Here is a 24,229-nt window from a genome sequence, read left to right as displayed (position 1 = left end):
TCTATTCTATCTTCGTTTTATTTTTTCTTAGGTGAATGGATGGCCATTCCTAAAACATCCGCAAATGCTTCGTACATCACTTCAGAGTAAGTTGGATGTCCGTGGATAGTTTTCAGCATTTCTTCAACAGTAATTTCCATTTCGATAATGCTTGACGCTTCATTGATCAATTCTGCAGCTGCAGGACCGATGATATGAACACCAAGGATTTCTCCATATTTCTTATCAGCAATAACTTTAACGAAACCTTGAGCAGCATCCGATGCAATAGCACGACCGTTAGCAGCAAAGTTGAACTTACCAATGGCTACATCGTACTTCTCACGGGCTTGTTCTTCTGTCAAACCTACTGCTGCTACTTCAGGGAGAGTGTAGATGGCTGCAGGAGTCAAGTTCAACTTGGCTACAGCATGATTTCCTTTAAGAGCATTTTCAGCAGCAACTTCACCCATACGGAAGGCTGCGTGCGCCAACATCTTAGTTCCGTTGATGTCACCTGGTGCGTAAATTCCTGGAACAGAAGTTTCCATGTATTCGTTGACCTTGATGCGTCCACGGTCCAGTTCAAACTCAACATCGCCAATACCTTCAAGGTCTGGTACACGACCGATTGAAAGAAGCGCTTTATTTGCGATGATATCATCTTTTCCTTCAACCTTGATACGAAGTTGACCATTTTCCTCGATGATTTCTTGCAGTTTAGTACCAGTCAAGATGGTCATTCCTTTACGCTCAAGGATCAAGCGAAGGTTCTTAGACACTTCTGCATCCATAGCTGGCACGATACGGTCCATCATTTCGATAACAGTTACTTTTGAACCAAATGTCATAAAGGCCTGACCGAGTTCGATACCGACAACTCCACCACCGATGATGACAAGGCTTTCTGGCACTTCGTTCATTTCAAGAATGTCGTCACTTGTCATCACGAGTGGAGATTCCATACCAGGGACGTTGATCTTGCTGACTTTTGAACCACCGGCAAGGATGATTTTCTTGGTTTCAAGTAATTCAGAACCATTTACCAAGACGTTCTTGTCTTTAGTAATGGTACCAATACCTTTATGCACAGTAACTCCGTAGCTACGAAGAAGTCCTGCAACACCACCAACAAGAGTATTAACAACTTTAGATTTAGTTTCTAAAAGTTTGTCCATATCAACAGTGAAGTTAGGATTTTCAATCACAATACCACGATTTGCAGCATGACCGATATTTTCAATAATTTCAGCGTTATGTAGGTAGGTTTTAGTTGGGATACATCCACGGTTCAAGCAGGTTCCACCGAGTTCAGATTTCTCAACAAGGGCAACCTTCCCACCGAGTTGGGCAGCTTTAATGGCTGCAACATAACCAGCAGGACCTCCACCAATCACAACGATATCAAAAGCATCATCGCTCTTACCATCATCGTTTGAAGCACTTGCTGTAGGTACAGGGCTAGCTTCTGGCGCTGCTGCTCCAGCTGTTGGGATATTTTCCCCTTCTTCGCCAAGGTAACCGATAACTTCCGTTACAGGGACTGTTTCACCGTCCCCTTTGAGGATAGCAATCAAGTACCCATCTTCTTCGGCTTCCAATTCCATGCTGACTTTATCAGTCATGATTTCCAAAAGGATTTCTCCTTCTTTTACAAATTCTCCGACTTTTTTATTCCATTGGACGATTTGTCCTTCTGTCATATCCACGCCGGCTTTTGGCATAATTACTTCTAAGGCCATGTCTTCCTTCCTTTATCTATATCTTAAAAATGAATACTCTTGTACTTAAATCAACATTGAGATTGGATTTTCAATCAATTCTTTCAAGTCTTTCATAAACTTAGCACCAGCCATACCATCTACGACACGGTGGTCAATTGTTAAACCAAGGCTCATGATTGGGCGAATCACAATTTCACCATTGACTACAACTGGCTTCTCGATTGTCGAACTCACACCAAGGATAGCTGAGTTTGGTTGGTTAATGATAGGACCAAAGGACTGAACACCAAACATTCCCAAATTACTGATTGTGAAGGTTGAATTTTGCAGTTCACTTGGAGCCAATTTACCATCCAAGGTACGACCGATGACATCCTTGAAGGCTACAACCAGTTCTGAAAGACTCATCTTCTCAGCATTGTAAACAACAGGTGTCATCAATCCATTATCCATCCCAACTGCCATGGCAAGATTGACATAGTTGTGAGTGATAATGGTCTTGCCATCTTCTGTCAATGAAGCGTTGATGTATGGGTGTTTCATAAGAGTCTTAACAACTGCAAGTGAAAGAAGGTCTGTTACAGTAGTCTTCTTCCCAGTTGCTTCCATGATTGGCTCAAGAACCTTCTTACGAAGAGCCAACATTTCAGTCATATCAACTTCATAGTTGAGGGTGAAGGTTGGCGCAGTTAAGTAAGATTCAACCATGCGTTGGGCAATAACCTTACGCATTGGTGTCATCGGGATACGTTCTATTTCACCGTATGGTGTTACGTTATCAGGAACTTCTTCCACTTTTTCAATCTGAGCAGGAGACTTGATGGTATCGTTTTCGATATTTTCAGGAAGCAGGGCCAAAACATCCTTCTTCATGATTTTACCACGATGACCGGTTCCTTGGATTTCCTGCCAAGCAATGTTATGTTCGAGGGCAATTCGTTTTGCAAGTGGCGAAATGCGAACCACATTTGTGTCTTTATAAGTTTCCACGTCTTCTTTGTGGACACGACCGTTTGCACCTGAGCCAGAAACGTCGTAAAGGTTGATCCCTAGATCATCCGCTAACTTTCTAGCTGCAGGAGTCGCTCTTAACTTGTCATCAGCCATGACCTCTCCAATTCTATTATAAGATACTAAGGGCGTCAAAAGTCAAAGTGAAAATAGGAAACTTGACGAAGAAACTTTAGTTTCTAGGAAAGTTTATCTTTTTCACACAGACTTTAGCCCGAGTTCAATTAAATGATACAAAGGGCGTTAAAAGCGACTGAAAAATAGGAAATCGATGATGGCTTCGATGAAGCCAAGGAGATTTATCTTTTTTCAGAGCTTTTAGCCCGTGCTCAACTCTACAAGCAACTTGGATACAACACGTATCTCAAGTTGCTACGGTTGCCGCTATTAGGCGACCAACCTAGTAGACTTACTAAGTTTTTTATCGAATATTATTGATTCGTCAAAAAACTGTCACAACTTTACAAATAACTTGGGTACAATACATATCTCAAGTTACTAAAGTTAAAAACAACCGTTATTTTACATAACTTATCTTATGTAATTCTATTCTTTATTATATGTTTTACGGATGGCATCTTTGATGCTTTCAACTGTTGGAATCATTGCATTCTCTAGGTTTTGCGCGTAAGGCATTGGCACATCTTCTCCTGCGCAACGGCGGATTGGTGCATCTAGATAGTCAAATGCTTCTGATTCTGAAATAATAGCTGAAATCTCTCCGATATAGCCGCTTGTTTTATGGGCATCGTTGACCAGAACAACTTTACCAGTCTTCTTCACTGAGTTAATGATAATCTCCTTATCAAGCGGAACAAGGGTACGTGGGTCAACAATTTCAACTGAAATGCCTTCTACTGCTAATTCTTCAGCAGCTTGAACCACACGGCGAAGCATTTTTCCATAAGTAACAACTGTTACATCCGTTCCTTCGCGTTTGATTTCCCCAACTCCAAGTGGAATCGTGTAGTCTGGATCAACTGGTACTTCCCCTTTTTGGTTAAATTCTGATTTATACTCAAGAATGATAACAGGATTATTATCACGGATAGAAGATTTGAGCAGTCCTTTCATGTCTGCAGGTGTACCTGGTGCCACAACCTTAAGACCAGGAATATGAGTAAACCAAGACTCTAGTGATTGCGAGTGCTGGGCTGCAGAACCAACTCCATTACCAGCAGCGCATCGAACAGTCATTGGAACCTGACCTTTACCACCAAACATGTAACGTGTTTTAGCAGCTTGGTTGACGATATTGTCCATGGCAATAACCGAGAAGTCCATGAAGGTCATATCGACGATTGGACGAAGTCCTGTCATGGCTGCCCCTGCTGCTGCTCCTGAAATGGCAGCTTCAGAAATTGGACAATCACGAACACGTTCTGGACCAAATTCTTCAAGCATTCCAACAGAAGTACCGAAGTCTCCTCCGAAGACACCAACATCTTCTCCCATCAAGAATACATTTTCATCGCGACGCATTTCCTCAGACATAGCAAGGATAATGGTGTCACGGAAGGACATTGTTTTTGTTTCCATTTTATCTCTTTCTCCTTAGTCTGCGTAAATATCTTCAAATGCTGATTCAAGTGGTGGGAATGGACTTTCTTCCGCAAATTTAACAGAAGCTTCTACTGCTTCCTTTACTTGCGCTTGGATTTCTTCCAATTCTTCGGCACTTGCAATGTTATTTTCAATGAGGTACTTGCGAAGGTTTTCGATTGGGTCTTTTTGTTTCCACAATTCCACTTCTTCGCGGGTACGATATTTACCAGGGTCAGATGATGAATGACCAAGCCAGCGATAAGTTACACTTTCAATCAAGACTGGACCATTGCCACCACGAACATGATCTACAGCTTTCTTAAATCCTTCATAGACATCTATGACATTGTTACCGTCTTCGATGAACATTCCAGGAATTCCATAAGCAGCGCTACGTTGATGGATATGCTTCACATTAGTCATTTTCTTGATATCCGCAGAGATACCGTAACCGTTGTTGATGCAATAGAAAATGACTGGCAGGTTCCAGATAGAAGCCATATTTACTGCTTCGTGGAAAACACCTTCGTTGGTCGCACCATCTCCAAAGAAGCAGACAACGATTTTTCCAGTATGTTGCATTTGCTGACTGAGGGCTGCACCAACAGCGATTCCCATACCACCACCTACGATACCATTGGCACCAAGGTTACCAGCATCAAGATCGGCAATATGCATAGATCCACCTTTACCTTTACAGGTTCCAGTGTATTTGCCAAGGATTTCAGCCATCATTCCGTTGAGGTCAATCCCTTTGGCAATTGCTTGTCCGTGACCACGGTGGTTTGATGTGATTAGATCATCTGGATTGAGAGCCAACATAGCACCCACGTTAGCGGCTTCCTCTCCAACAGAAAAGTGCGTCATTCCTGGCACTTTCCCTTTCTTTACTAATTGCGCAATTTTTAAGTCCATACGACGGATTTCTTCCATCTTACGGAACATCTCTAGCAAAAGATTTTTATCTAAAATTGACATCTTCTTGCCTTTCTAACTTTCTTCTTACCTTACTATTTTACCGTTTTTGGCAAATACTGTCAAAGTTTTTCTAAAGAAAATTTCACAAATTAAAAAAGAAAACCCCATAGAAATAAGGGATTTTCTTATCAAGAATATTTTTTCACAAACTTTTTAGCGTTTAGATTTTTCTAAAGATTCAAATCTCTTCATAATCACAGTTAAACGCCAACGGTAGAGAACCCCACTCACAACCAAACTAATAATCAAGCCGATCCAGTAAGAATAGGCTCCAAAATCTGTTAGGGAATCAAATACCATAGCTACTGGGAGTGTCACCCCCCAGTAACCAACCAAACCAAGGCAAAAAGGAATAACGGTATCCTTATACCCCCGTAAAATTCCCTGGAGCGGTGCTGCAAAGGTATCTGCTAACTGGAAGAAAAGACTATAAGTCAAAAAGCGCGCTGTCAAATCGATAAATTCTGGGTCGTTACCATAAAGACTAGCCACATTTCCCCTAAAAATGTAAAGAAAGGATAAGGTGAAGGCTGCAAAAATGAGGGCAGTCCATCTTCCTAGACCAATATAGGTTTTCGCATCATCAAATCGCTTGGCTCCCACTTCATAGGAAACGACAATAGCCATAGCCGATGAGATACTCATGGGAAAGGCGTACATAAGACTTGAAAAGTTCATGGCTGACTGGTGACTAGCGATAATCAAGGACGAGAACTTAGCCATAATCAAGCCAACCACGGAAAAGATAGCCACTTCCGCGAAGACAGTTCCCCCAATAGGCAGACCTAAACGAACTCCTTCCTTGATTTTATCCATATTAAGCGGAATGCGTTTCTCAAAATGTAAGGCCTTGAGCTTATCCTGTTTAAATAAAACCAGAACAGAAATCCCAAGCAAGACCCAGTAGGCCAAGGATGTTCCTAAACCAGCACCAGCCCCACCCAGCTCTGGAACTCCAAAGGCACCGTAAATCAAGAGATAGTTAAATCCGCTATTGAGAGGGAGTAACAAAAGCATAAGGTACATGGACAGTTTGGTCAAGCCCAGCGAATCCAGCAAGGAACGAATGACACTAAAGAGCAACAGGGGGATAATTCCGATAGATAAAAACCAAAGATAGCGAATCGCTACTGCCGCCACCGGTGCTTCTAGTCCGATATGATTCAAGATTGGTGGTGCCAAGAAAAGCACCATCCCCAGCAAGACCACAGATAGACCCAAGGCCAGATAGATGAACTGGTAAAAATCTGACGCTACTTCTTCCTTTTTGCCTCGACCAAGATGGTGACCAATGATGGGCACCAGGGCTGACACAATCCCTGTTAGGAATGTAAAGAAGGGGTTCCAGATACTGGTTGCCATAGACACACCAGCCAAGTCCATGGTATTGTATTGACCTGTCATAGTCGTATCAACAAAGGAGGCAGAATAATTTGCAAATTGATAAATCAGGATAGGGAAGAATATCTTAAGAAATAAGATAAACTTGTCTTTAAAACGATGAGTTGGATACATAAAAAGTCTCTATTCTTTAACATTATAGAGCAGGATTCCAACTAGTTTTCATAGACAATTTGTCCTTTACAGATGGTATATTTGACCTGCCCTTTTAAGTTTTCACCGATAAATGGTGAATTGGCTGCTTTAGAAGCAAAATGTGAATCAACAAGACGGTCAGCCTTGGCATCAAAAATAGTAATATCAGCAGGACCATTTTCAGCTAGGTAGCCTGCTTCAAAGTTATATAGTTTTGCTGGATTGTATGTCATTTTTTCGAGTAATTCCATCAAACTCAACTCCCCAGCTTCCACCAAATAAGTTAAACCTAGAGAAAGAGATGTTTCCAAACCAGTCATACCAGATGGCGCTTTGGTAATATCTTCGACATTTTTTTCATCCGCATGGTGAGGCGCATGGTCAGTCGCGATAACTGTGATGACGCCTGACTTGAGACCTTCAATCACCGCACGACGGTCTGATTCCAAGCGAAGCGGTGGATTCATCTTAGCATTGCTACCTTGTGTCAAAAGAAGTGCTTCTGTCTTAGAGAAATGCTGTGGCGCTACTTCTGCTGTGACTTGCGCGCCTAGCCCTTGAGCAAACTCAACTACTTTGACACTTTCTTCCTTAGACAAATGCTGAATATGGACATGAGCCTTAGTTGCATAGGCAATCATGACATCACGCGCCATCATAGCGTACTCAGCCACCCCAGTCGCACCGCAGATATGGAAATGTTCTTTAGCGATATTTTCATTAAAGCCAAGAACACCGTTCAAACCTGGATCTTCCTCATGAAGACTAATAAAGGTATTAAGCTTTTTAGCTTCCTCCATGGCTTCCTTGACAACTTTACTGCTCTCAAGCGGAATACCGTCATCAGAAAAACCAACAGCTCCAGCTTCTAAGAGTGCTTTAAAGTCAGTCAAATCTTGCCCATTAAAATTCTTAGTAATGGTCGCAACCGTCTTAACATTAATCTTCTCTTTGGCAGCTGACTGGAGAACTTCTTGCAAAGTCTCCACGTCTGAAATGGTTGGACTAGTATTAGCCATCATGACAACCGTGGTAAAACCACCTGCAGCGGCTGCTAGGGCACCAGTATGGATGTCTTCCTTGTGGGTCTGACCAGGTTCACGAAAATGAACATGGATATCAACCAAGCCAGGAGCAACTACAAGACCTGTGGCATCCAGGATTTCTGCGCCTTCTTCTTTAATTTCAGGCGCAATTTTGATAATCTTTCCATCTTCAACCAAGACATCACACACTTGATCCAAACCAGACTTGGGATCCATTACACGACCATTTTTGATTAGTAGCATCTGCTTTCTCCTTTATTCATAAAAATCAACTTGGGTATCCAACAATTTATCCCCATCATAAACAAACTTAGCTGAAAAGAAGGGTTTGTCCTCTAAAAGCCACTCAACAAAGGTATGGTCACCTTCCCAAGTCGGCTTGCTCAAAACCTCATCATAAGGAACCCATTCCAGCGTCCCCTCATTGCAGTCAATCAAATCCCCCTCGAACTCCGTCACCTTAAAAACATAGGTGTACCAGTCTAAATCTGGTGTAAATTCAGGAAAAGTGATGACACCTTTTAGAACTGGCTTGGCTTTGAGCCCTGTTTCCTCAAGGATTTCACGCGCCGCGCATTCCTGAGGTGTCTCTCCTCGCTCTAGCTTACCACCCACACCAATCCATTTTCCTTCATGAACATCATTTGGCTTCTTATTACGGTGGAGCATAAGCAGTTCTTTCCCGTTATCAATGTAGCAAATCGTCGCTAACTGAGGCATATTTTCTCCTTATCTAAGCCAATCGATTGGCTCTTGTCCTGTTTCTTTTAAGAATGCATTGGCCTTGGAAAAAGGCTTGGAACCCCAAAATCCTCTATAAACTGACAAAGGACTGGGATGGGCTGATTCGATAATCAAGTGATGAGGATTGGTAACTAAGGCCTTCTTCTTGCGTGCATAAGCTCCCCAGAGTACAAAAACGACTTGTCTATCTAGATGATTGACCACCTGAATCACAGCATCCGTAAAAGGCTCCCATATCTGCCCAGCATGACCATTAGCCCGTCCAGCCGGAACTGTCAAACAAGCATTAAGAAGTAAGACTCCTTGCTCAGCCCAAGCTGTCAAATCATGAGATTTCTTAACCCCGATATCATCTGACAATTCTTTCAAGATATTTTGCAAGGATGGTGGAGCTGGGATAGAGTCCGGTACAGAAAAACTCAAGCCCTGCGCTTGACCTGGCCCGTGATAGGGATCTTGCCCTAGAATCACCACCTTAACTTCTTCAAGCGGTGTTGTCAAGAGAGCCTGAAAAACCTTTTCCTTGGGTGGATAAATAGTCCCCTGAGCATAGACCTGATTCATAAACTGATTGATTTTCCCGAAATAACCCTCAGGTAATTGCTCCTTAATCAAAGCATGCCAAGACGAGTGTTCCATAGCCGACTCCTTCGTTTTTACTGCCTCTATTATAGCAAAAAGTGGCTGTCTAAACCACTTTTTACAGTTTATCTAAACAATCCAGCAAGTCTCGGTAAGAATGGACTTCGTAGGTTGGCTGGGCTTGTGTGGGATTTTCGAGTTGATGAGGATTGTACCAAATAGTATCAATCCCAGCATTATTGCCACCTTGAATGTCGGCGGTTAGAGAGTCTCCAATCATCAGCGTCTTTTCTTTGCTAAAACCTGCAATCTGTTGACCAATTTTTTCATAAAAAAGAGCATCCGGCTTTTGTGTTTGCAGCTGTTCAGAGATAAAGACTTGATTGAAATAAGGTGCCAGACCAGATTGAGCCAAACGCCCTGTCTGAATGGCAGTAATGCCATTTGTCGCAGCATACAAGTCATAATCACGCTCGATGAGGCTGTCCAAGAGTTCATGAGCGCCAGAAATCGTTTGTCCCTGTTGGGCTAAGTAAAATTGGTAACGTTGGGCTAGAAAACTACCATCTTTCTCCAGTCCAAAATGAGAAAATAAACGAGAAAAGCGCGTGTTAACCAGCTCTTGTTTACTAATTTTCTTTTGCTCCAAATCCTTCCAGAGAGCCTTGTTCATGGGAACGTAAAAGTCTTTGTAGGCCTGAATATCTGCAACCCCTTCTTCTTTTAGAAGTTGCGTCAAAGCCACATCCTCAGCAGCATCAAAATCAAGAAGAGTGTGGTCAAGGTCGAAAAGTAGAAATTTGTAGGACAATTTGAGAGTTTTCCTTTCTAAATAATTTTTAACTTAATAAATTGTTACTTTTCTCTTCTTCTAATTTTTCTAACTCCGATTTTAGTTGTTTAATTCTGTTTTCAATCGTACTTTCTTGAAACTTCTTTTCGTACATTTCGTATAATTTATTTCTTAGTAACGGCTCTGAAATCATATCAATCTCTGATAGTAGGTTTTCCTTAGTTAAATAGCTTACATGGTTGTTTATGTCTTGCAGAGGATCAAGTTCTTTGATAATGTTGTTTATTTTAGAAATTGCAAATTCACCATAGATATCCTTAATAAACATATCATCATGCATTATTTCCTGTATATTCTTAGCAAATGTATTCCTCATTAATTCTACTTTCACATCCTCTTCATCTTTTACTAAACAAATAACATTTCCATTCTTGATATCAGATAACATAAAAGGAGAATGTGTAGTAAAAATAAATTGAATTTTTGCATCTGAAACTTTATTAAATTCATTGATTAAAAAATTTATTAAACGTCTAGACCATTCTAAATGAAGGCCTTCTTCAATTTCATCTACAAGAATTATATAATTACCTTCAAATGATCTAGTTTTTATCAAAGCAACCAAATCAAGTAGGTTCTTCTCACCTTTTGAAGTAACCTCCCTAACTTGAAACCAGTTTGTCTCACCTCGTTCATTTATTAAATCTATTTTCCTTCTCTCTGTAATATCAATAGTAGTTCTTAATTCATCTATAAAATCTTTAACTGATTGATCTTCAAAATCTATTTTTACAATACAGCTTTGAGCATCAATTGATTTGAGATTATCATTAATCTGATAAAACTCTCTTAAAAACCTAGCTGTAAAATTAATATATTCAATAATATCATTGCTAGGTTCTACACCCAAATCTCTACATTTATTATAAGGTAGGTGTTCTCCAACAAATTCTCCGTCATCTTCCCTCACAAAATCTTTGTCTAAAAGTTGAGTAAAAAAAATAGTTATATCTTCAAAAAGAATTTCCCAATTAGCTACTATGTCATCTGCATTATATACCTTATTATAATTTGGGAAATATAAATCTCGAATATACATATATGTATCAGCAAGAACATTTAGAATCTGCAACTCATTGAAAGATAAAGCTAACCCTTTTTCTAAGAATTCTTCAAAAGAGACTCTACCAAAAAATCCCTTAAATATAAATCCAAATCTGTTAAATACTACAAAGCGTTTAAATTCTATGCTTAGTCTCTTGAATCTTTTTTGAAATTCTTCATCTTTTAGTGCTTCATCAATGTTGTTATAATTTCTCTGTTTAGCGAAGTCATATAGCTCAACCGATTCTTTAATGGTATCACCTAAGTCAAAAAAATTCTCAAAATACAAATTATGCTCTCTATCATTTGTATTATAAATACTGTCTTTAAATAAAAATTCCGAAATAAACTCTTTAAAATCATATTCAGGATTCCAATCCAAGGGAAGTACTTTTCTAAAACAGTAATCAATTAAATCATCTAAAGTCTTTTCAAAAGTATTTATTCTTATTTCCCATTTATAATTAGAACTGTTTGAAATGAATTCTTTATCAACAAGTAGTTCATAAGCATCAAACTTGGATTTTGCATCCTTTAGAGAGAACTGTTTACTATTTCCATATCGTCGTTTAATTAAACCATTATAATCTTCGTAACCTCTTAGTATTTTTGAAGATTGAAAATAATACATATTGTCTATCTGACCATCCTCTACTGTACCTGATTTATAAATACCTGTGTATTTAAATTTGTTTATTTGCTCTATATGGCTATCGATTTCAATACTTTCTATATCAAAATTAAACATTTCCAATAAAACATTGCTATCCCCAAAAATTAAACAGTAAGAAGAATCTAAAGCATGATATTTTCTCTCCTCTTTGGTACATCCAATCAAATCCAAAATAGTTGTCTTACCAACACCATTATTCCCAACTATTGCGGTTATATTCCTTATACTGTTTCCATAAAAATTTGGAACTGAATCCTCAACCTTGTTAATTTTTAAATGTTGATTTTTCCACTCTATTGTATAGTTAGAATTGAAAATAATTGGTTCATTCCATGAAATATTGTTATATTTTTTAACTATTAATCCTATTAACTCCATATTATTCACCTATTAATCCGATATTTCTACTTATATCTGTTACGAATTTAGATAGAGGACGCTTCCCATACTCATTAGAATCAGTATATGCGCCAGTTATAAATCGATTGATTTCACTATCTGTAAACCCTTTTACCTCATGTTCTTTAAACAATGATTTAATTCTTTCTCTATAAGTTTCAGAATAATATTCTTTTTTCCACAACAATTCTTCAATTATATCCGAATGAACTTGGTATAACTCTATTAAACCAAGATTTTTGAAATCTTTATTAAGTAAATCAAATTTTTCTGATTTTTGCCTCTCAATAAAAATTCTAGGTTGATGAATAGATTTCAAATCATAATTAAACCTAAAAAGTTCATCCACCTCAATACTTGAATCATAAGGGGAAATACTAAACTCACTCGTCAATTTAGTGTAATTGCAAGAAGCACAACAAGGTACCAAATTATAAAAACAGACTGATAACAATGGATAATTAATTTTTGACCAAAAATGATCTAATTGACATGAATTTAGCAACTCAATATGTTTCTCATTTATTTCATGACCTTCTGGGCATTCTCTTTTTAAATATATTTCATCAGAAAAATACTCAAAAATATCAGCAGAATTATCATGACATTCTTCGCACTTGTATACTTTCATTGTAGAATTGATAAAATTCCTATTACAATAGGGACAAACAATGAAACTGGAATTCTTTACTCTAGAATATCTAATCTCTTTTGTTATAAAATTATAGGACGATACTAAAAATGAGTCAAAATTTTGGAAATAATAAAGCCCATTATATTCGGGATGAAAAATCCAATCTTTTCTATCTATTTTTTTAGCATTCAAAAACCATTTAAATATTTTATATAAATCTTCATATTCAAGTCGCATCAATTCTAAAAGTACATTATCGCCTGCACTCCAATTAATCCCTTCAATGACTAAATACTTCCTAATCCACTTTGAAATGTCCTTTTTAAAAGTTCCTTCACCTCTATATTTCTGAGGGAAATTCATTTGTACATATATAGATTCGCACCAATCTCTCACGTAATCCGGATCAAACTTTTCAATCTGTATCATTTAATTTCCTCCAATTTTATTATAACTTGATTGCTAGCAATTTCAGTTATGAATAAATAAAATAAAATGCAATGCATCATTTAACTTTGACAAATTTCGAATAGTAGAAATTTATTGAACATTGAGTTCACTTTATAAGTTTTATCAAGAACATTATAGCATAAATAAAAATATGAAGTTAGCATTGTTGAAAGAACTGAAAATTTCCAATACTACACTCCCTTACCCCAACTCCTTGGCTATTCTGCTCTTTTCAAGTTTTCCCTTACCATAAAACAAGTGGATTCAAGCTATAAGATAGGCGTACGAGGTAGTAACTAACCCATTCGATAAGGGCAAAAAGCTGTATTAGTGTGGCTATAATAGCCACTTGGATACTCTGGGTATTCCAGACAATAAAAGGAAAGCCTGAAATAAGTAAAATAAGGTCTAGTATTCTGAAACCAACATATAGTTTGTTCACACTTCCACTTCCGAACTGGAGTTTCGAGAGTCTTCTAATCAAAATCGCCCAATAGATTGAACCTTGAAGCAATATAAATGTCAGTAAAGACAAAGGATAAAGAATAGAGATCAAATCATTCCAATCACCAAGCCGATTTTTCAAAAGGAAAAAACATAACCAAAAGGATAGGACGGCTGCAAGCTCTCCCAAGCAGAGGAATACAAACTCTTTTCTAACTTTCTCTTTTTGTATTTTATCTATCTATCATCCTATATCAGAAAAAACCATTCGAACCAGTTTATAGTTAACATTTCTCAGAATCAAGGCATTCTAAGCATCGAACAGCTCAACGACTTTAATATAAATGTAATCCTAAATCTGGAATTGCATTAAAATAAATGTTTCAGAGCTATTCTAATTCTATGATTGCCTTAAATTTTAATTTTTGAAGGATTCTAAAGCTAGAATTGCTCAAAGACAAGGAAAAAAAGCTATTCGAAACTTAGAAAAACCTTTCCTAAGTTTCATTGTCACTTGAACTAATGACACTTACAATTCTTCCGATGAGCTTTGAGTTTTTTCAGAGCCCAATCATAGTGGCTTGACGTACTACTGACAAAGTAGGAACCTAGACTTGTCCCTCCCGTCCACTTATAGATACCTTTGGTAAAGAGTTCATCATTGCTAAAAACTTCTATCAACTCTAAAACCTCCCTATGTGATTGTTCTAGGAGTCTAGTCGCTTCTTCTAAGGAGGTTTTCTGGTGCTTCTTCCAAAAAGCGATATTCATTTCTCCATAAGTTTTCCAATTATAAGGTTCAGGTAGAAAAGGCCTTTCGTGACCTTCTTGATTAGAATGTACCCAAGTCAAAAGTAACTGATGCCATTCATAAAGATGGATCAGAACATCTCTTAGATTTTTATCCCTTTTCCAGTGAGCTTCTTTTTTCTTTGGGTCTCTTGAAAAATCAAATGGAGTCTGTAGCTCATCTTCACTTAGTTGGGAGATGAAACGATTGAGCTTTTCATAGTTTTCCTTAGAGGCCAGCATTAGCTCCTCTTTTGTTTTCGGTCTAGGCACAGAGTTCTCCCTTCATATTGTTAGTTATTATTAGAAATTTTTTATCCTTTAAATCTCTATAACTTATCCTTTAATTTCTCAACAAAGAGATAGGCTGCTGGACAGGTCAAAGTATTCTTAATCGTCAAATGGTTGATTTGATGGATCTTTTTGCGATCTGTATGGGGGAACTCTCGGCAGGCCTTGGGACGAACATCATAGATGGAACAGAGATTATCTCCTCCTAGAAAGGGACAAGGCATGGATTTAAAAACCTTATCGCCATCTTCATCCACCTGCAGAAATTCTGCTTCAAAGGCCGGCAATTTCATCTTAAAATACTTAGCAATACGGGTGATGTCTGCCTCTTTAAAGTCTGGCCCTAAAGTCTTACAACAGTTAGCACAGGCAGTGCAATCAATCTCCGCAAAAACTTCTTGGTGAATCTGCTGGGCAATCTTGTCTAGATTTTTTGGCGGCTTTTTCTTTAGATTAGCTAAAACTTTACGATGTTCCTTCTGCTTTTGCAAGGCTAGCTGGTGGTAATATTCAATATCAATTTCTTTAGACATGGTTTCTCTCTTATTCTAATTACTTCCCTCTATTATACCATGCCTCTGGAGCATTGAAAAGTGGACTTTATTAGACCATACTTTTTCAACATACATCAAAAAACCTTGCAACTAAGTTGCAAGGACTTTTCGATTAATCAAAGTTAACGTATTCTTTTTGAAGTTCAAGGACTTCTTCCATTGTTGAACACTCTGTAAGGGCACGGTTAGCGTACTCTTCCATCTTAGCAGTGTCCAATTTCTTCATCAAGCTACGTGTACGAAGGACTGATGTTGCTGACATAGAGAACTCATCCAAGCCCATTCCGACAAGAAGTGGAACAGCTTTTTGGTCACCAGCCATCTCACCACACATACCAGCCCATTTACCTTCAGCGTGAGCTGCCTTGATAACGTTGTTGATCAAGCGAAGGATTGATGGGTTATATGGTTGGTAAAGGTATGAAACTTGCTCGTTCATACGGTCTGCTGCCATTGAGTATTGGATCAAGTCGTTTGTTCCAATTGACATGAAGTCTACTTCTTTTGCAAATTGGTCTGCAAGCATCGCTGCTGCAGGGATTTCAATCATGATACCAACTTGGATATCATCCGCAACTGCAACACCTTCAGCAAGAAGGTTTGCCTTTTCTTCTTCATAAACTGCTTTAGCTGCACGGAATTCTTTCAAAAGAGCAACCATTGGGAACATGATACGCAATTGACCATGAACAGAAGCACGAAGAAGAGCACGGATTTGTGTACGGAACATTGCATCTCCAGTTTCAGAAATAGAGATACGAAGGGCACGGAATCCAAGGAATGGGTTCATTTCATGTGGCATATCGAAGTAAGGAAGTTCCTTATCTCCACCAATATCCATTGTACGAACAACCACTGGTTTACCATTCATTCCCTCAAGAACAGCCTTGTATGCTTCATACTGCTCATCTTCAGTTGGGAAGTCTTGAGAATCCATGTACAAGAACTCTGTACGGTAAAGTCCAACCGCTTCTGCACCGTTGTTGTTAACACCTTCAACGTCTTTTGGAGTACCGATGTTAGCAGCCAACTCGAAGTGTTTACCGTCAGCAGTCACTGTTTGAGCATCTTTCAAAAGGGCCCATTCAGCTTTTTGTTTAGCATAAGCTTCACCAGCTGCTTTAAATTCTGCCGCTTGTTCATCTGTTGGGTTGATAATCACTTCACCAGTAATTCCGTTAACGGCAAGGATATCACCGTCTTTCACTACTTCAGTGATGTTATTTGTTCCCAATACAGCTGCAATTTCAAGTGTACGTGCCATGATAGCTGAGTGGCTTGTACGTCCACCGATATTTGTTACAAAAGCTTTTACAAAGTTTTTGTCCAATTGAGCTGTATCAGATGGTGTCAAGTCATGCGCAATCACAATTACTTCTTCATTGATAGAAGCTGGGTTTGGCAATTTCTTACCAAGAAGGTTTGCCAATACACGTTTTGTCACGTCGCGGATATCCGCTGCACGTTCTTGCATATATGGGTTGTCTTCCATGCCTTCAAAGATAGTGATGAACATGTCAGTCACTTCTTTAAGACCTGCTTCTGCATTGACTTTCTTAGCACGGATTGTTTCTTTAATCTGACCAATCAATTCTGGGTCAGCAAGAACCATCAAATGAGCGTCAAAAACTTGAGCCGCTTCTTCACCAAGCGTACCTACAGCTTTCTCACGGATAAGAGAAAGCTCGTTTTGAGAAGCTTCAAGAGCTACATCCAAACGAGCCTCTTCTGCGTTTGTATCTTCGACTGAAACAGTCTCGAATGACAAATCCGGTTGAACGAGTAGATATGCTTTTGCAACTGCAACACCGTCAGATGCTGCGATTCCTTTAAGCATTTCTGTCATTTTCCTTATGCCAATCCTTCTTTTTCCATTGTTTCTGAGATTGCAGCGATAGCGTCATCTGCATCTGCACCTTCAGCTGAGATAGTTACATCAGCACCTTGGCCAACACCAAGACTCATAACACCCATGATTGATTTAAGGTTAACTGATTTACCTTTGTACTCAAGAGTGATATCTGAAGCAAATTTGCTTGCAGTTTGTACCAACAATGTTGCTGGACGTGCGTGAATACCTGTTTCTGCCACTACGTGGAAATCTTTAGAAGCCATAGTTTGACTCTCCTTTTGTTCTTTCTTTTTTGAGTTATATGTGATAACCCTTACAATTTGGTATTATATCATCTTCTAGGATTTTTTTCAAGCATTTTATGGGATTTATTCGATTTCCTTTCAGATAACTTGCTGAAAATCTTCTATTCTAGATAACAAAACACAGGATATAGTTTTCCAAAAAACTACTTCTAGGATAATTATCACTATTTCATAAAACAAACACTACATATTGTGTTTTGCAACCTTTAGTAGAAAAATAGACCACTATATTTAGTTTCAAATCATTGACAAAAATTTATTTTCTGATATACTAAGAAAGTAATCTATTTTGAAAGAGGAGTTACACAATGGTAACCGTTTATTCTAAAAACAACTGTGTCCAATGTAAGATGACTAAACGTTTCTTGGACAGTAATAATGTCGCTTATCGTGAAATCAATCTTGATGAGCAACCTGAGTACATCGATCAAGTTAAAGAGCTCGGTTTCAGCGCAGCTCCTGTTATCCAAACACCAACTGAAGTCTTTTCAGGTTTCCAACCAGGAAAACTGAAACAATTAGCATAATCTTAGTACATCATCCAGAAGAAACTGCTTCTAGGGCTAACTTAGAAGCCTTTCTTTTGTAATTAGATAAGGGAAATTTTATGGGATTAAAACATCTTGAAGACGTGACTTACTTCCGTCTCAATAACGAAATCAACCGTCCTGTCAATGGACAAATCATGCTTCATAAAGATAAGGAAGCCTTGGATGCCTTCTTTAAAGAAAATGTAGTTCCAAACACTATGGTTTTTGATTCAATCAAGGATAAAATCAACTACCTCATTGAACACAACTACATCGAAACAGCCTTTATCAAGAAATACCGTCCAGAATTTTTGGAAGAATTGTCTCAATTTATCAAAGATCAAAATTTCCAATTCAAGTCTTTCATGGCAGCTTATAAATTTTACAATCAATATGCCTTGAAGACAAACGACGGTGAATATTATCTTGAAAGTATGGAAGACCGCGTCTTCTTTAACGCCCTTTATTTCGCTGATGGCAATGAAGCTGTTGCAATCGATATTGCCAATGAAATCATCCACCAACGCTACCAACCTGCTACTCCTTCCTTCTTGAATGCTGGACGCGCTCGTCGTGGTGAATTGGTATCATGTTTCCTGATCCAAGTAACTGATGATATGAACTCTATCGGACGTTCTATCAACTCAGCTCTTCAACTTTCACGTATCGGTGGTGGTGTGGGAATTACTCTCAGCAACCTTCGTGAAGCTGGTGCACCTATCAAAGGCTATGAAGGAGCAGCTTCTGGCGTCGTTCCAGTTATGAAGCTTTTCGAAGATAGCTTCTCTTACTCAAACCAATTGGGACAACGTCAAGGTGCCGGTGTTGTCTACCTCAACGTTTTCCACCCAGATATTATCGCCTTCCTTTCCACTAAGAAAGAAAACGCCGATGAAAAAGTTCGTGTTAAGACCCTTTCACTTGGTGTTGTGGTGCCCGATAAATTCTACGAATTAGCACGTAAAAATGAAGAAATGTACCTCTTCAGCCCTTATTCTGTAGAGCTTGAATACGGTGTGCCATTTAACTACATCGACATCACTGAAAAATACGATGAGCTAGTCGCAAATCCAAATATCCGCAAGACAAAAATCAAGGCGCGTGATTTGGAAACTGAAATCTCTAAATTGCAACAAGAATCTGGCTACCCTTATGTAGTCAACATTGATACGGCTAACCGTGCAAATCCTGTTGATGGTAAGATTATCATGAGTAACTTGTGTTCTGAAATTCTTCAAGTTCAAGAACCAAGCTTGATCAACGATGCTCAAGAATTCCTTCAAATGGGAACGGACGTTTCATGTAACCTTGGTTCAACCAACGTGGTTAACATGATGACCTCACCTGATTTTGGTCGTTCTATCCGTGCTATGGTTCGTGCCCTTACTTTCGTTACAGATAGTTCGCACATCGTAGCTGTTCCTACTATCGACCATGGAAATAGCCAAGCCCACACCTTTGGTCTCGGTGCCATGGGACTTCACAGCTACCTTGCCCAACAATTGATTGAATATGGATCGCCTGAGTCTGTTGAATTTACAAGCATCTACTTTATGCTTATGAACTACTGGACCTTGGTAGAATCAAACAATATCGCGCGTGAACGTGGTATTACCTTCCATAACTTTGAAAAATCAGACTATGCTAACGGAAGCTACTTTGACAAGTATGTAACTGGCGAGTTTGTTCCAAAATCAGACCGTGTTAAGGAACTCTTCAAAGATGTCTTTATCCCAAGTGCTGCTGATTGGGCTGAACTTCGCGACAAGGTTCAAGCAGATGGTCTTTACCACCAAAACCGCCTTGCTGTAGCGCCAAATGGTTCTATCAGTTACATCAACGACGTTTCTGCTTCTATCCATCCGATTACACAACGTATCGAAGAACGTCAAGAAAAGAAAATCGGTAAAATCTACTATCCTGCTGCTGGCTTGTCAACAGAAACCATTCCTTACTACACTTCTGCCTACGACATGGATATGCGTAAGGTGATTGATGTCTATGCTGCTGCAACTGAGCACGTGGACCAAGGACTATCACTCACCCTCTTCATGCGTAGTGACATTCCAAAAGGTCTTTACGAATGGAAGAAAGAAAACAAACAAACGACACGTGACTTGTCAATCCTTCGTAACTATGCCTTTAACAAGGGTATCAAGTCTATCTACTACGTCCGTACCTTTACAGATGATGGTGGAGAAGTCGGTGCCAACCAATGTGAAAGCTGTGTGATTTAATCTTTCCTTGAGAAAACTACTTTTTCTCAGATAAGTGATTCATTCACCCTGCTAAACTAGAATAAGCATCTATACTATGAAAAACTAAAAAGTCGGTCCTCCGACTTTTTGTGCGATACTCCTCTAGAATTATGATAAAATAGAAATAATTGTGAGTTCGCAATACTAAACACAGAAAGAGATTTCAAATGGAAACTTACTACAAAGCCATTAACTGGAATGCCATCGAAGATGTCATCGACAAATCAACTTGGGAAAAACTGACGGAGCAATTCTGGCTTGATACACGTATTCCCTTGTCAAATGACCTAGACGACTGGAGAAAACTATCAAACAAGGAAAAAGACTTAGTTGGAAAAGTCTTTGGTGGTTTAACCCTTCTCGACACTATGCAATCTGAAACTGGGGTTCAAGCCCTTCGCGCAGACATCCGTACACCCCATGAGGAAGCTGTTTTCAATAACATCCAATTTATGGAATCTGTCCACGCTAAATCTTACTCATCAATCTTTTCTACCTTGAATACTAAGGCTGAAATTGAAGAAATTTTCGAATGGACCAATACCAATCCTTACCTACAAAAGAAGGCTGAGATTGTCAACGAAATCTACCTAAACGGTACCCCACTTGAAAAGAAAGTTGCCAGCGTCTTCCTCGAAACCTTCCTCTTCTACTCTGGTTTCTTTACTCCCCTCTACTATCTCGGCAACAACAAACTAGCCAACGTTGCGGAAATCATTAAATTGATTATTCGTGATGAATCTGTTCACGGAACCTACATTGGATATAAATTCCAGCTCGGTTTCAATGAATTACCTGAAGATGAGCAAGAAAAACTCAAAGAATGGATGTACGATCTGCTCTATACTCTTTACGAGAATGAAGAAGGTTATACAGAGAGCCTCTATGACGGTGTTGGTTGGACGGAAGAAGTCAAAACCTTCCTTCGCTACAATGCTAACAAGGCACTCATGAACCTGGGACAAGATCCACTTTTCCCAGACTCAGCAGATGATGTCAATCCAATCGTCATGAACGGTATTTCAACAGGAACATCTAACCACGACTTCTTCTCTCAAGTCGGAAATGGTTACCTACTTGGTGAAGTTGAAGCCATGCAAGACGATGATTACAACTACGGTTTAGACTAATGTTATCTATTTTATAAGCAATAACAAATATCATGGTTTGTTTAAAACAACCATGATATTTTTGTTTTTGTTTTCTTTTGTTTTTTTCTATTTGATTGATTGAGTGTTTTGTGGTAAGATAATAATAGTAGAAATCGAGGTGAAAAGGATGCTGAAACAAGAAAAATTAGATAGTATTCTAGAAACAGTGAACACCAAAGGAACTATCACTGTAAAAGAAATTATGACTCGCTTGGATGTATCAGATATGACTGCTAGACGCTACTTGCAAGAGTTGGCAGACAAGGATCTACTTGTTCGGGTTCACGGTGGAGCTGAGAAAATTCGCACAGGTTCTATTTTAAACAATGAACGTTCCAATATTGAAAAACAAAGCTTACAGATTGCAGAAAAACAAGAAATCAGCCGTTTTGCAGGCCATTTAATTGATGAGGGTGAAACCATTTTTATTGGTCCAGGGACAACCTTGGAATCTTTTGCCCGTGAACTTCCAATTGATAATATTCGTGTTGTAACAAACAGTTTACCAGTCTTTCTCATCTTAAACGAACGAAAACTAACAGATTTGATTTTAATAGGTGGAAACTATCGCTCTATCACTGGAGCCTTTGTCGGAACACTAACCTTGCAAAACTTGGCCAATTTGCAATTTTCTAAAGCCTTCGTTAGCTGTAATGGTATTCAGGACAATGCGATTGCGACCTTTAGTGAAGAGGAAGGTGAATCTCAACGCATAGCCCTCAATAATTCCAATAAAAAATACTTACTAGCTGACCATAGTAAGTTCAATAAATTTGATTTCTATACCTTCTACAATATCTCTGATATTGATACCATCGTTTCAGATTCTAAACTGAGCAAAGAAACGTTTGAACAACTTTCAAAACAAACAAAAATTATTCTTTCTAAACCATAAGACTGAGGATTGATAAAATATAAAATGCGTCATATCAAGAAAATAAAAATCTTGATATGACGCATTTTTTGATGAAGATTTTTACAAAGAGTTTCCTAGATTCTTTATGATTGTTGAAACGGCATAAAATCTGAATCAAAGGAGATATTATCCCGTTCTTCAGGACTGATAAAATTTAAAAAGATATTTTTAAATTCTTCCAGCTCATAGTCTGAATGGCAAATCCATTCTTTACCGGTAGAGACATACCATTTCCCAAGATTTTTCAGCTCCTCATTAGTCAAACAAGGTATTTGAGAACATTTTTCGAAATTTATAATATAAACTTTTTCATAAATAGATTGGATAAAATCTTTGAACATCTTTTTGCCTCACTAAAATTCTATATCTAATTAGTAATTCTACTACTCAATCACTTGAGTTTCTGCTACTTTCTTGTACCAGTGAGCTGATTTCTTAGGATAACGTTCTTGTGTTTCAAAGTCTACATAAAAGAGACCGTAGCGTTTTTCATAACCGTTTGACCATGAGAAGACATCCATTAATGACCAAATGAAGTAACCTTTTACATTCGCTCCATCTGCAATAGCATCAGACAAGACTTCCAAGTGTTGTTTCACGTAATCAATACGGCCATCATCGTAAACAGTGTTATCGACGAACTCATCTTTATAACCAAGTCCATTTTCAGTGATGTAAATCTTCTTGTAGTTAGGATAATCTTTCTTCACTCGCATGATTTGATCATACAAACCTTGAGGGTAGATAATCCAATCCCAATCCGTACGTGGTACATAGTCAGAAGCTACACGACGACCAACACCTTTAATTTGGTATTTAGAGCTTCCTTTTTCACCCTTACCATTATGGATGATTTCAGTTTCTCCATCAAAGGCTTCCATCCAGTCACTCATATAGTAGTTGATTCCTAGAAAATCATTCAAGTCTTTTGCAGCTTCTAATGCTGTAAAATCTTCTTCACGAAGATCCAAGCTACCACCATTGGCAGCTAAGATAGCCTCTACCCCTGCCAGGGTCTTTTCAGAGTAGTGACCCAGATAAGTTGCATCCAAGATAAATTTATTGTGAATAATATCTTCCAACTCAGCAGCGCGAACATCTGCTGGATTTTCAGGATCTAGAGGATATTTAGTAGGCAGGGCATGAACAACACCAATTTCACCTTTATAACCTTTTTCTTTATATAGCTTTACAGCACGTGCATGAGATACCATCATATTGTGGTGCGATTGGAATACTTTGGCAAGGTCGTACTGAATACCTGGAGGGAATTTCCCAACTAAGTATTGACCATCACCGATTGGCCCAATTTCATTAAAGGTTGTCCAATAGTTTACTTCTGGGAATTCTTCAAAACAGAGGGCAGCGTAGTCTACAAAGTGTTCGATATTTTCACGGTTTAAGAAGTCTCCATTTGAATGTAGAGCTTCTGGCGTATCAAAGTGATGAAGAGTTACAAAAGGCTCAACGTGACGTTTGTGACACTCTGCAAATAGATTATGATAAAACTCGACCCCTTTAGCATTTACTTGGCCGTAACCAGTCGGGAAAATACGTGACCAAGCAATAGAAATTCGAATACCATTGACACCATACTCTTCTGCTAGCTTGAGGTCAACTGGATATCGATTGTAAAAATCACTGGCTGGCTCTGCAGTGTACCAGTAGTTATCTTCAAGATATTTATCCCACGCTACTGGTCCTTTACCATCAGTATGCGTAGCGCCTTCTGCTTGATAGGCAGCTGTTGCGCCACCGAAAATAAAGTCTTTTGGTAATGTTTTTGTCATTTTTTTCACCTATTTCTTGATTTAAATAAAGTAAAAGTGAGAGGAGAGGAGTCAGTGAGCCATCCTTCTCCATCTCACTTCTTGTACCAAGTCACCGAATTAACAAGGCGATTAGGAAATTCGCCATAGCGATTTCCGTAATGAGAGGAGA

General features: G+C 38.7%; 21 protein-coding genes and 1 pseudogene. 4 read left to right on the top strand and 18 right to left on the bottom strand.

Annotated features, from left to right (window positions below; all coding sequences use genetic code 11):
- Positions 1–17 precede the first annotated feature (17 nt).
- From lpdA to M1G05_RS02590, 16 genes and pseudogenes are all read right to left on the bottom strand, one after another.
- The gene (gene lpdA, locus M1G05_RS02665) at positions 18–1,721 is read right to left on the bottom strand and encodes a dihydrolipoyl dehydrogenase (protein ID WP_247953027.1); all 1,704 of its coding nucleotides are present in this window, start codon (positions 1,719–1,721) and stop codon (positions 18–20) included.
- Positions 1,722–1,766: 45 nt separating this feature from the next.
- Positions 1,767–2,810 carry a dihydrolipoamide acetyltransferase gene (locus M1G05_RS02660; RefSeq protein ID WP_000752716.1) on the bottom strand — a complete coding sequence of 348 codons (1,044 nt, stop codon included), beginning with the start codon at positions 2,808–2,810 and terminating at the stop codon, positions 1,767–1,769.
- Between the two features lie 450 nt (positions 2,811–3,260).
- A complete protein-coding gene (locus M1G05_RS02655; RefSeq protein WP_247953026.1) occupies positions 3,261–4,253 on the bottom strand; it encodes an alpha-ketoacid dehydrogenase subunit beta in 993 nt (330 codons plus the stop codon).
- Between the two features lie 15 nt (positions 4,254–4,268).
- A complete protein-coding gene (locus M1G05_RS02650; RefSeq protein ID WP_247953025.1) occupies positions 4,269–5,237 on the bottom strand; it encodes a thiamine pyrophosphate-dependent dehydrogenase E1 component subunit alpha in 969 nt (322 codons plus the stop codon).
- A gap of 153 nt (positions 5,238–5,390) precedes the next feature.
- Positions 5,391–6,752 carry an MATE family efflux transporter gene (gene pdrM / locus M1G05_RS02645; protein WP_247953024.1) on the bottom strand — a complete coding sequence of 454 codons (1,362 nt, stop codon included), beginning with the start codon at positions 6,750–6,752 and terminating at the stop codon, positions 5,391–5,393.
- 41 nt (positions 6,753–6,793) lie between these two features.
- Positions 6,794–8,062 (bottom strand): dihydroorotase, encoded by a 1,269-nt coding sequence (locus tag M1G05_RS02640; RefSeq protein ID WP_247953023.1) that lies wholly within the window; start codon positions 8,060–8,062, stop codon positions 6,794–6,796.
- 12 nt (positions 8,063–8,074) lie between these two features.
- Positions 8,075–8,539: an NUDIX hydrolase gene (locus M1G05_RS02635; protein WP_001135768.1), complete on the bottom strand. Its 465-nt coding sequence runs from the start codon at positions 8,537–8,539 to the stop codon at positions 8,075–8,077.
- A gap of 9 nt (positions 8,540–8,548) precedes the next feature.
- Complete coding sequence (locus tag M1G05_RS02630; RefSeq protein WP_000401338.1) at positions 8,549–9,202, bottom strand: uracil-DNA glycosylase; 654 nt, start codon at positions 9,200–9,202, stop codon at positions 8,549–8,551.
- A 61-nt stretch (positions 9,203–9,263) separates the two neighbouring features.
- Positions 9,264–9,956: a pyrimidine 5'-nucleotidase PynA gene (gene pynA / locus M1G05_RS02625; RefSeq protein WP_023948175.1), complete on the bottom strand. Its 693-nt coding sequence runs from the start codon at positions 9,954–9,956 to the stop codon at positions 9,264–9,266.
- 28 nt (positions 9,957–9,984) lie between these two features.
- Entirely contained in the window at positions 9,985–12,093 is a 2,109-nt protein-coding gene (locus tag M1G05_RS02620; RefSeq protein ID WP_247953022.1) for an AAA family ATPase, read from the bottom strand.
- Between the two features lies 1 nt (position 12,094).
- Positions 12,095–13,177: a hypothetical protein gene (locus tag M1G05_RS02615; protein ID WP_247953021.1), complete on the bottom strand. Its 1,083-nt coding sequence runs from the start codon at positions 13,175–13,177 to the stop codon at positions 12,095–12,097.
- A 222-nt stretch (positions 13,178–13,399) separates the two neighbouring features.
- Positions 13,400–13,883: pseudogene (locus M1G05_RS02610) on the bottom strand (hypothetical protein).
- A gap of 278 nt (positions 13,884–14,161) precedes the next feature.
- Entirely contained in the window at positions 14,162–14,704 is a 543-nt protein-coding gene (locus M1G05_RS02605) for a ClbS/DfsB family four-helix bundle protein (protein ID WP_247953020.1), read from the bottom strand.
- Positions 14,705–14,760: 56 nt separating this feature from the next.
- Positions 14,761–15,255, bottom strand: coding sequence for a YkgJ family cysteine cluster protein (locus M1G05_RS02600; protein ID WP_000031476.1), 495 nt, complete (start codon positions 15,253–15,255; stop codon positions 14,761–14,763).
- Between the two features lie 133 nt (positions 15,256–15,388).
- Positions 15,389–17,122, bottom strand: a complete 1,734-nt coding sequence (gene ptsP / locus M1G05_RS02595) for a phosphoenolpyruvate--protein phosphotransferase (protein WP_004241506.1) — start codon at positions 17,120–17,122, stop codon at positions 15,389–15,391.
- Between the two features lie 5 nt (positions 17,123–17,127).
- Complete coding sequence (locus tag M1G05_RS02590) at positions 17,128–17,391, bottom strand: phosphocarrier protein HPr (RefSeq protein ID WP_000146947.1); 264 nt, start codon at positions 17,389–17,391, stop codon at positions 17,128–17,130.
- Between the two features lie 350 nt (positions 17,392–17,741).
- Here M1G05_RS02590 and nrdH point away from each other — a divergent pair, with 350 nt between their 5' ends.
- The 4 genes from nrdH to M1G05_RS02570 all read left to right on the top strand — a co-directional run bounded on the left by nrdH (position 17,742) and on the right by M1G05_RS02570 (position 22,267).
- Positions 17,742–17,960: a glutaredoxin-like protein NrdH gene (nrdH, locus tag M1G05_RS02585; protein ID WP_000259240.1), complete on the top strand. Its 219-nt coding sequence runs from the start codon at positions 17,742–17,744 to the stop codon at positions 17,958–17,960.
- An 80-nt stretch (positions 17,961–18,040) separates the two neighbouring features.
- Positions 18,041–20,200, top strand: a complete 2,160-nt coding sequence (gene nrdE / locus M1G05_RS02580; RefSeq protein ID WP_033686900.1) for a class 1b ribonucleoside-diphosphate reductase subunit alpha — start codon at positions 18,041–18,043, stop codon at positions 20,198–20,200.
- Positions 20,201–20,388: 188 nt separating this feature from the next.
- Entirely contained in the window at positions 20,389–21,351 is a 963-nt protein-coding gene (nrdF, locus tag M1G05_RS02575; protein ID WP_084926379.1) for a class 1b ribonucleoside-diphosphate reductase subunit beta, read from the top strand.
- A gap of 148 nt (positions 21,352–21,499) precedes the next feature.
- Complete coding sequence (locus M1G05_RS02570) at positions 21,500–22,267, top strand: DeoR/GlpR family DNA-binding transcription regulator (RefSeq protein WP_247953019.1); 768 nt, start codon at positions 21,500–21,502, stop codon at positions 22,265–22,267.
- A 104-nt stretch (positions 22,268–22,371) separates the two neighbouring features.
- On the opposite strand, the gene M1G05_RS02565 is transcribed toward M1G05_RS02570, so the two are convergent.
- The gene (locus M1G05_RS02565) at positions 22,372–22,629 is read right to left on the bottom strand and encodes a DUF3884 family protein (RefSeq protein WP_080713123.1); all 258 of its coding nucleotides are present in this window, start codon (positions 22,627–22,629) and stop codon (positions 22,372–22,374) included.
- Positions 22,630–22,671: 42 nt separating this feature from the next.
- Complete coding sequence (gene lacG, locus M1G05_RS02560; RefSeq protein ID WP_247953018.1) at positions 22,672–24,078, bottom strand: 6-phospho-beta-galactosidase; 1,407 nt, start codon at positions 24,076–24,078, stop codon at positions 22,672–22,674.
- Between the last annotated feature and the right edge of the window lie 151 nt (positions 24,079–24,229).

This window comes from Streptococcus mitis, assembly GCF_023109515.1.
GTDB lineage: Bacteria > Bacillota > Bacilli > Lactobacillales > Streptococcaceae > Streptococcus > Streptococcus mitis_CS.
The sequence above is the reverse complement of the archived record's forward strand: the minus strand, read 5'-3'. Positions and strand labels throughout refer to the sequence as shown.

Bases quoted from the DNA above. Each gene is read 5' to 3' on its own strand.
- lpdA (WP_247953027.1), bottom strand. From the start codon at position 1,721: ATGGCCTTAGAAGTAATTATGCCAAAAGCCGGCGTGGATATGACAGAA.
- M1G05_RS02660 (WP_000752716.1), bottom strand. From the start codon at position 2,810: ATGGCTGATGACAAGTTAAGAGCGACTCCTGCAGCTAGAAAGTTAGCG.
- M1G05_RS02655 (WP_247953026.1), bottom strand. From the start codon at position 4,253: ATGGAAACAAAAACAATGTCCTTCCGTGACACCATTATCCTTGCTATG.
- M1G05_RS02650 (WP_247953025.1), bottom strand. From the start codon at position 5,237: ATGTCAATTTTAGATAAAAATCTTTTGCTAGAGATGTTCCGTAAGATG.
- pdrM (WP_247953024.1), bottom strand. From the start codon at position 6,752: ATGTATCCAACTCATCGTTTTAAAGACAAGTTTATCTTATTTCTTAAG.
- M1G05_RS02640 (WP_247953023.1), bottom strand. From the start codon at position 8,062: ATGCTACTAATCAAAAATGGTCGTGTAATGGATCCCAAGTCTGGTTTG.
- M1G05_RS02635 (WP_001135768.1), bottom strand. From the start codon at position 8,539: ATGCCTCAGTTAGCGACGATTTGCTACATTGATAACGGGAAAGAACTG.
- M1G05_RS02630 (WP_000401338.1), bottom strand. From the start codon at position 9,202: ATGGAACACTCGTCTTGGCATGCTTTGATTAAGGAGCAATTACCTGAG.
- M1G05_RS02620 (WP_247953022.1), bottom strand. From the start codon at position 12,093: ATGGAGTTAATAGGATTAATAGTTAAAAAATATAACAATATTTCATGG.
- M1G05_RS02615 (WP_247953021.1), bottom strand. From the start codon at position 13,177: ATGATACAGATTGAAAAGTTTGATCCGGATTACGTGAGAGATTGGTGC.
- M1G05_RS02600 (WP_000031476.1), bottom strand. From the start codon at position 15,255: ATGTCTAAAGAAATTGATATTGAATATTACCACCAGCTAGCCTTGCAA.
- ptsP (WP_004241506.1), bottom strand. From the start codon at position 17,122: ATGACAGAAATGCTTAAAGGAATCGCAGCATCTGACGGTGTTGCAGTT.
- M1G05_RS02590 (WP_000146947.1), bottom strand. From the start codon at position 17,391: ATGGCTTCTAAAGATTTCCACGTAGTGGCAGAAACAGGTATTCACGCA.
- nrdH (WP_000259240.1), top strand. From the start codon at position 17,742: ATGGTAACCGTTTATTCTAAAAACAACTGTGTCCAATGTAAGATGACT.
- nrdE (WP_033686900.1), top strand. From the start codon at position 18,041: ATGGGATTAAAACATCTTGAAGACGTGACTTACTTCCGTCTCAATAAC.
- nrdF (WP_084926379.1), top strand. From the start codon at position 20,389: ATGGAAACTTACTACAAAGCCATTAACTGGAATGCCATCGAAGATGTC.
- M1G05_RS02570 (WP_247953019.1), top strand. From the start codon at position 21,500: ATGCTGAAACAAGAAAAATTAGATAGTATTCTAGAAACAGTGAACACC.
- M1G05_RS02565 (WP_080713123.1), bottom strand. From the start codon at position 22,629: ATGTTCAAAGATTTTATCCAATCTATTTATGAAAAAGTTTATATTATA.
- lacG (WP_247953018.1), bottom strand. From the start codon at position 24,078: ATGACAAAAACATTACCAAAAGACTTTATTTTCGGTGGCGCAACAGCT.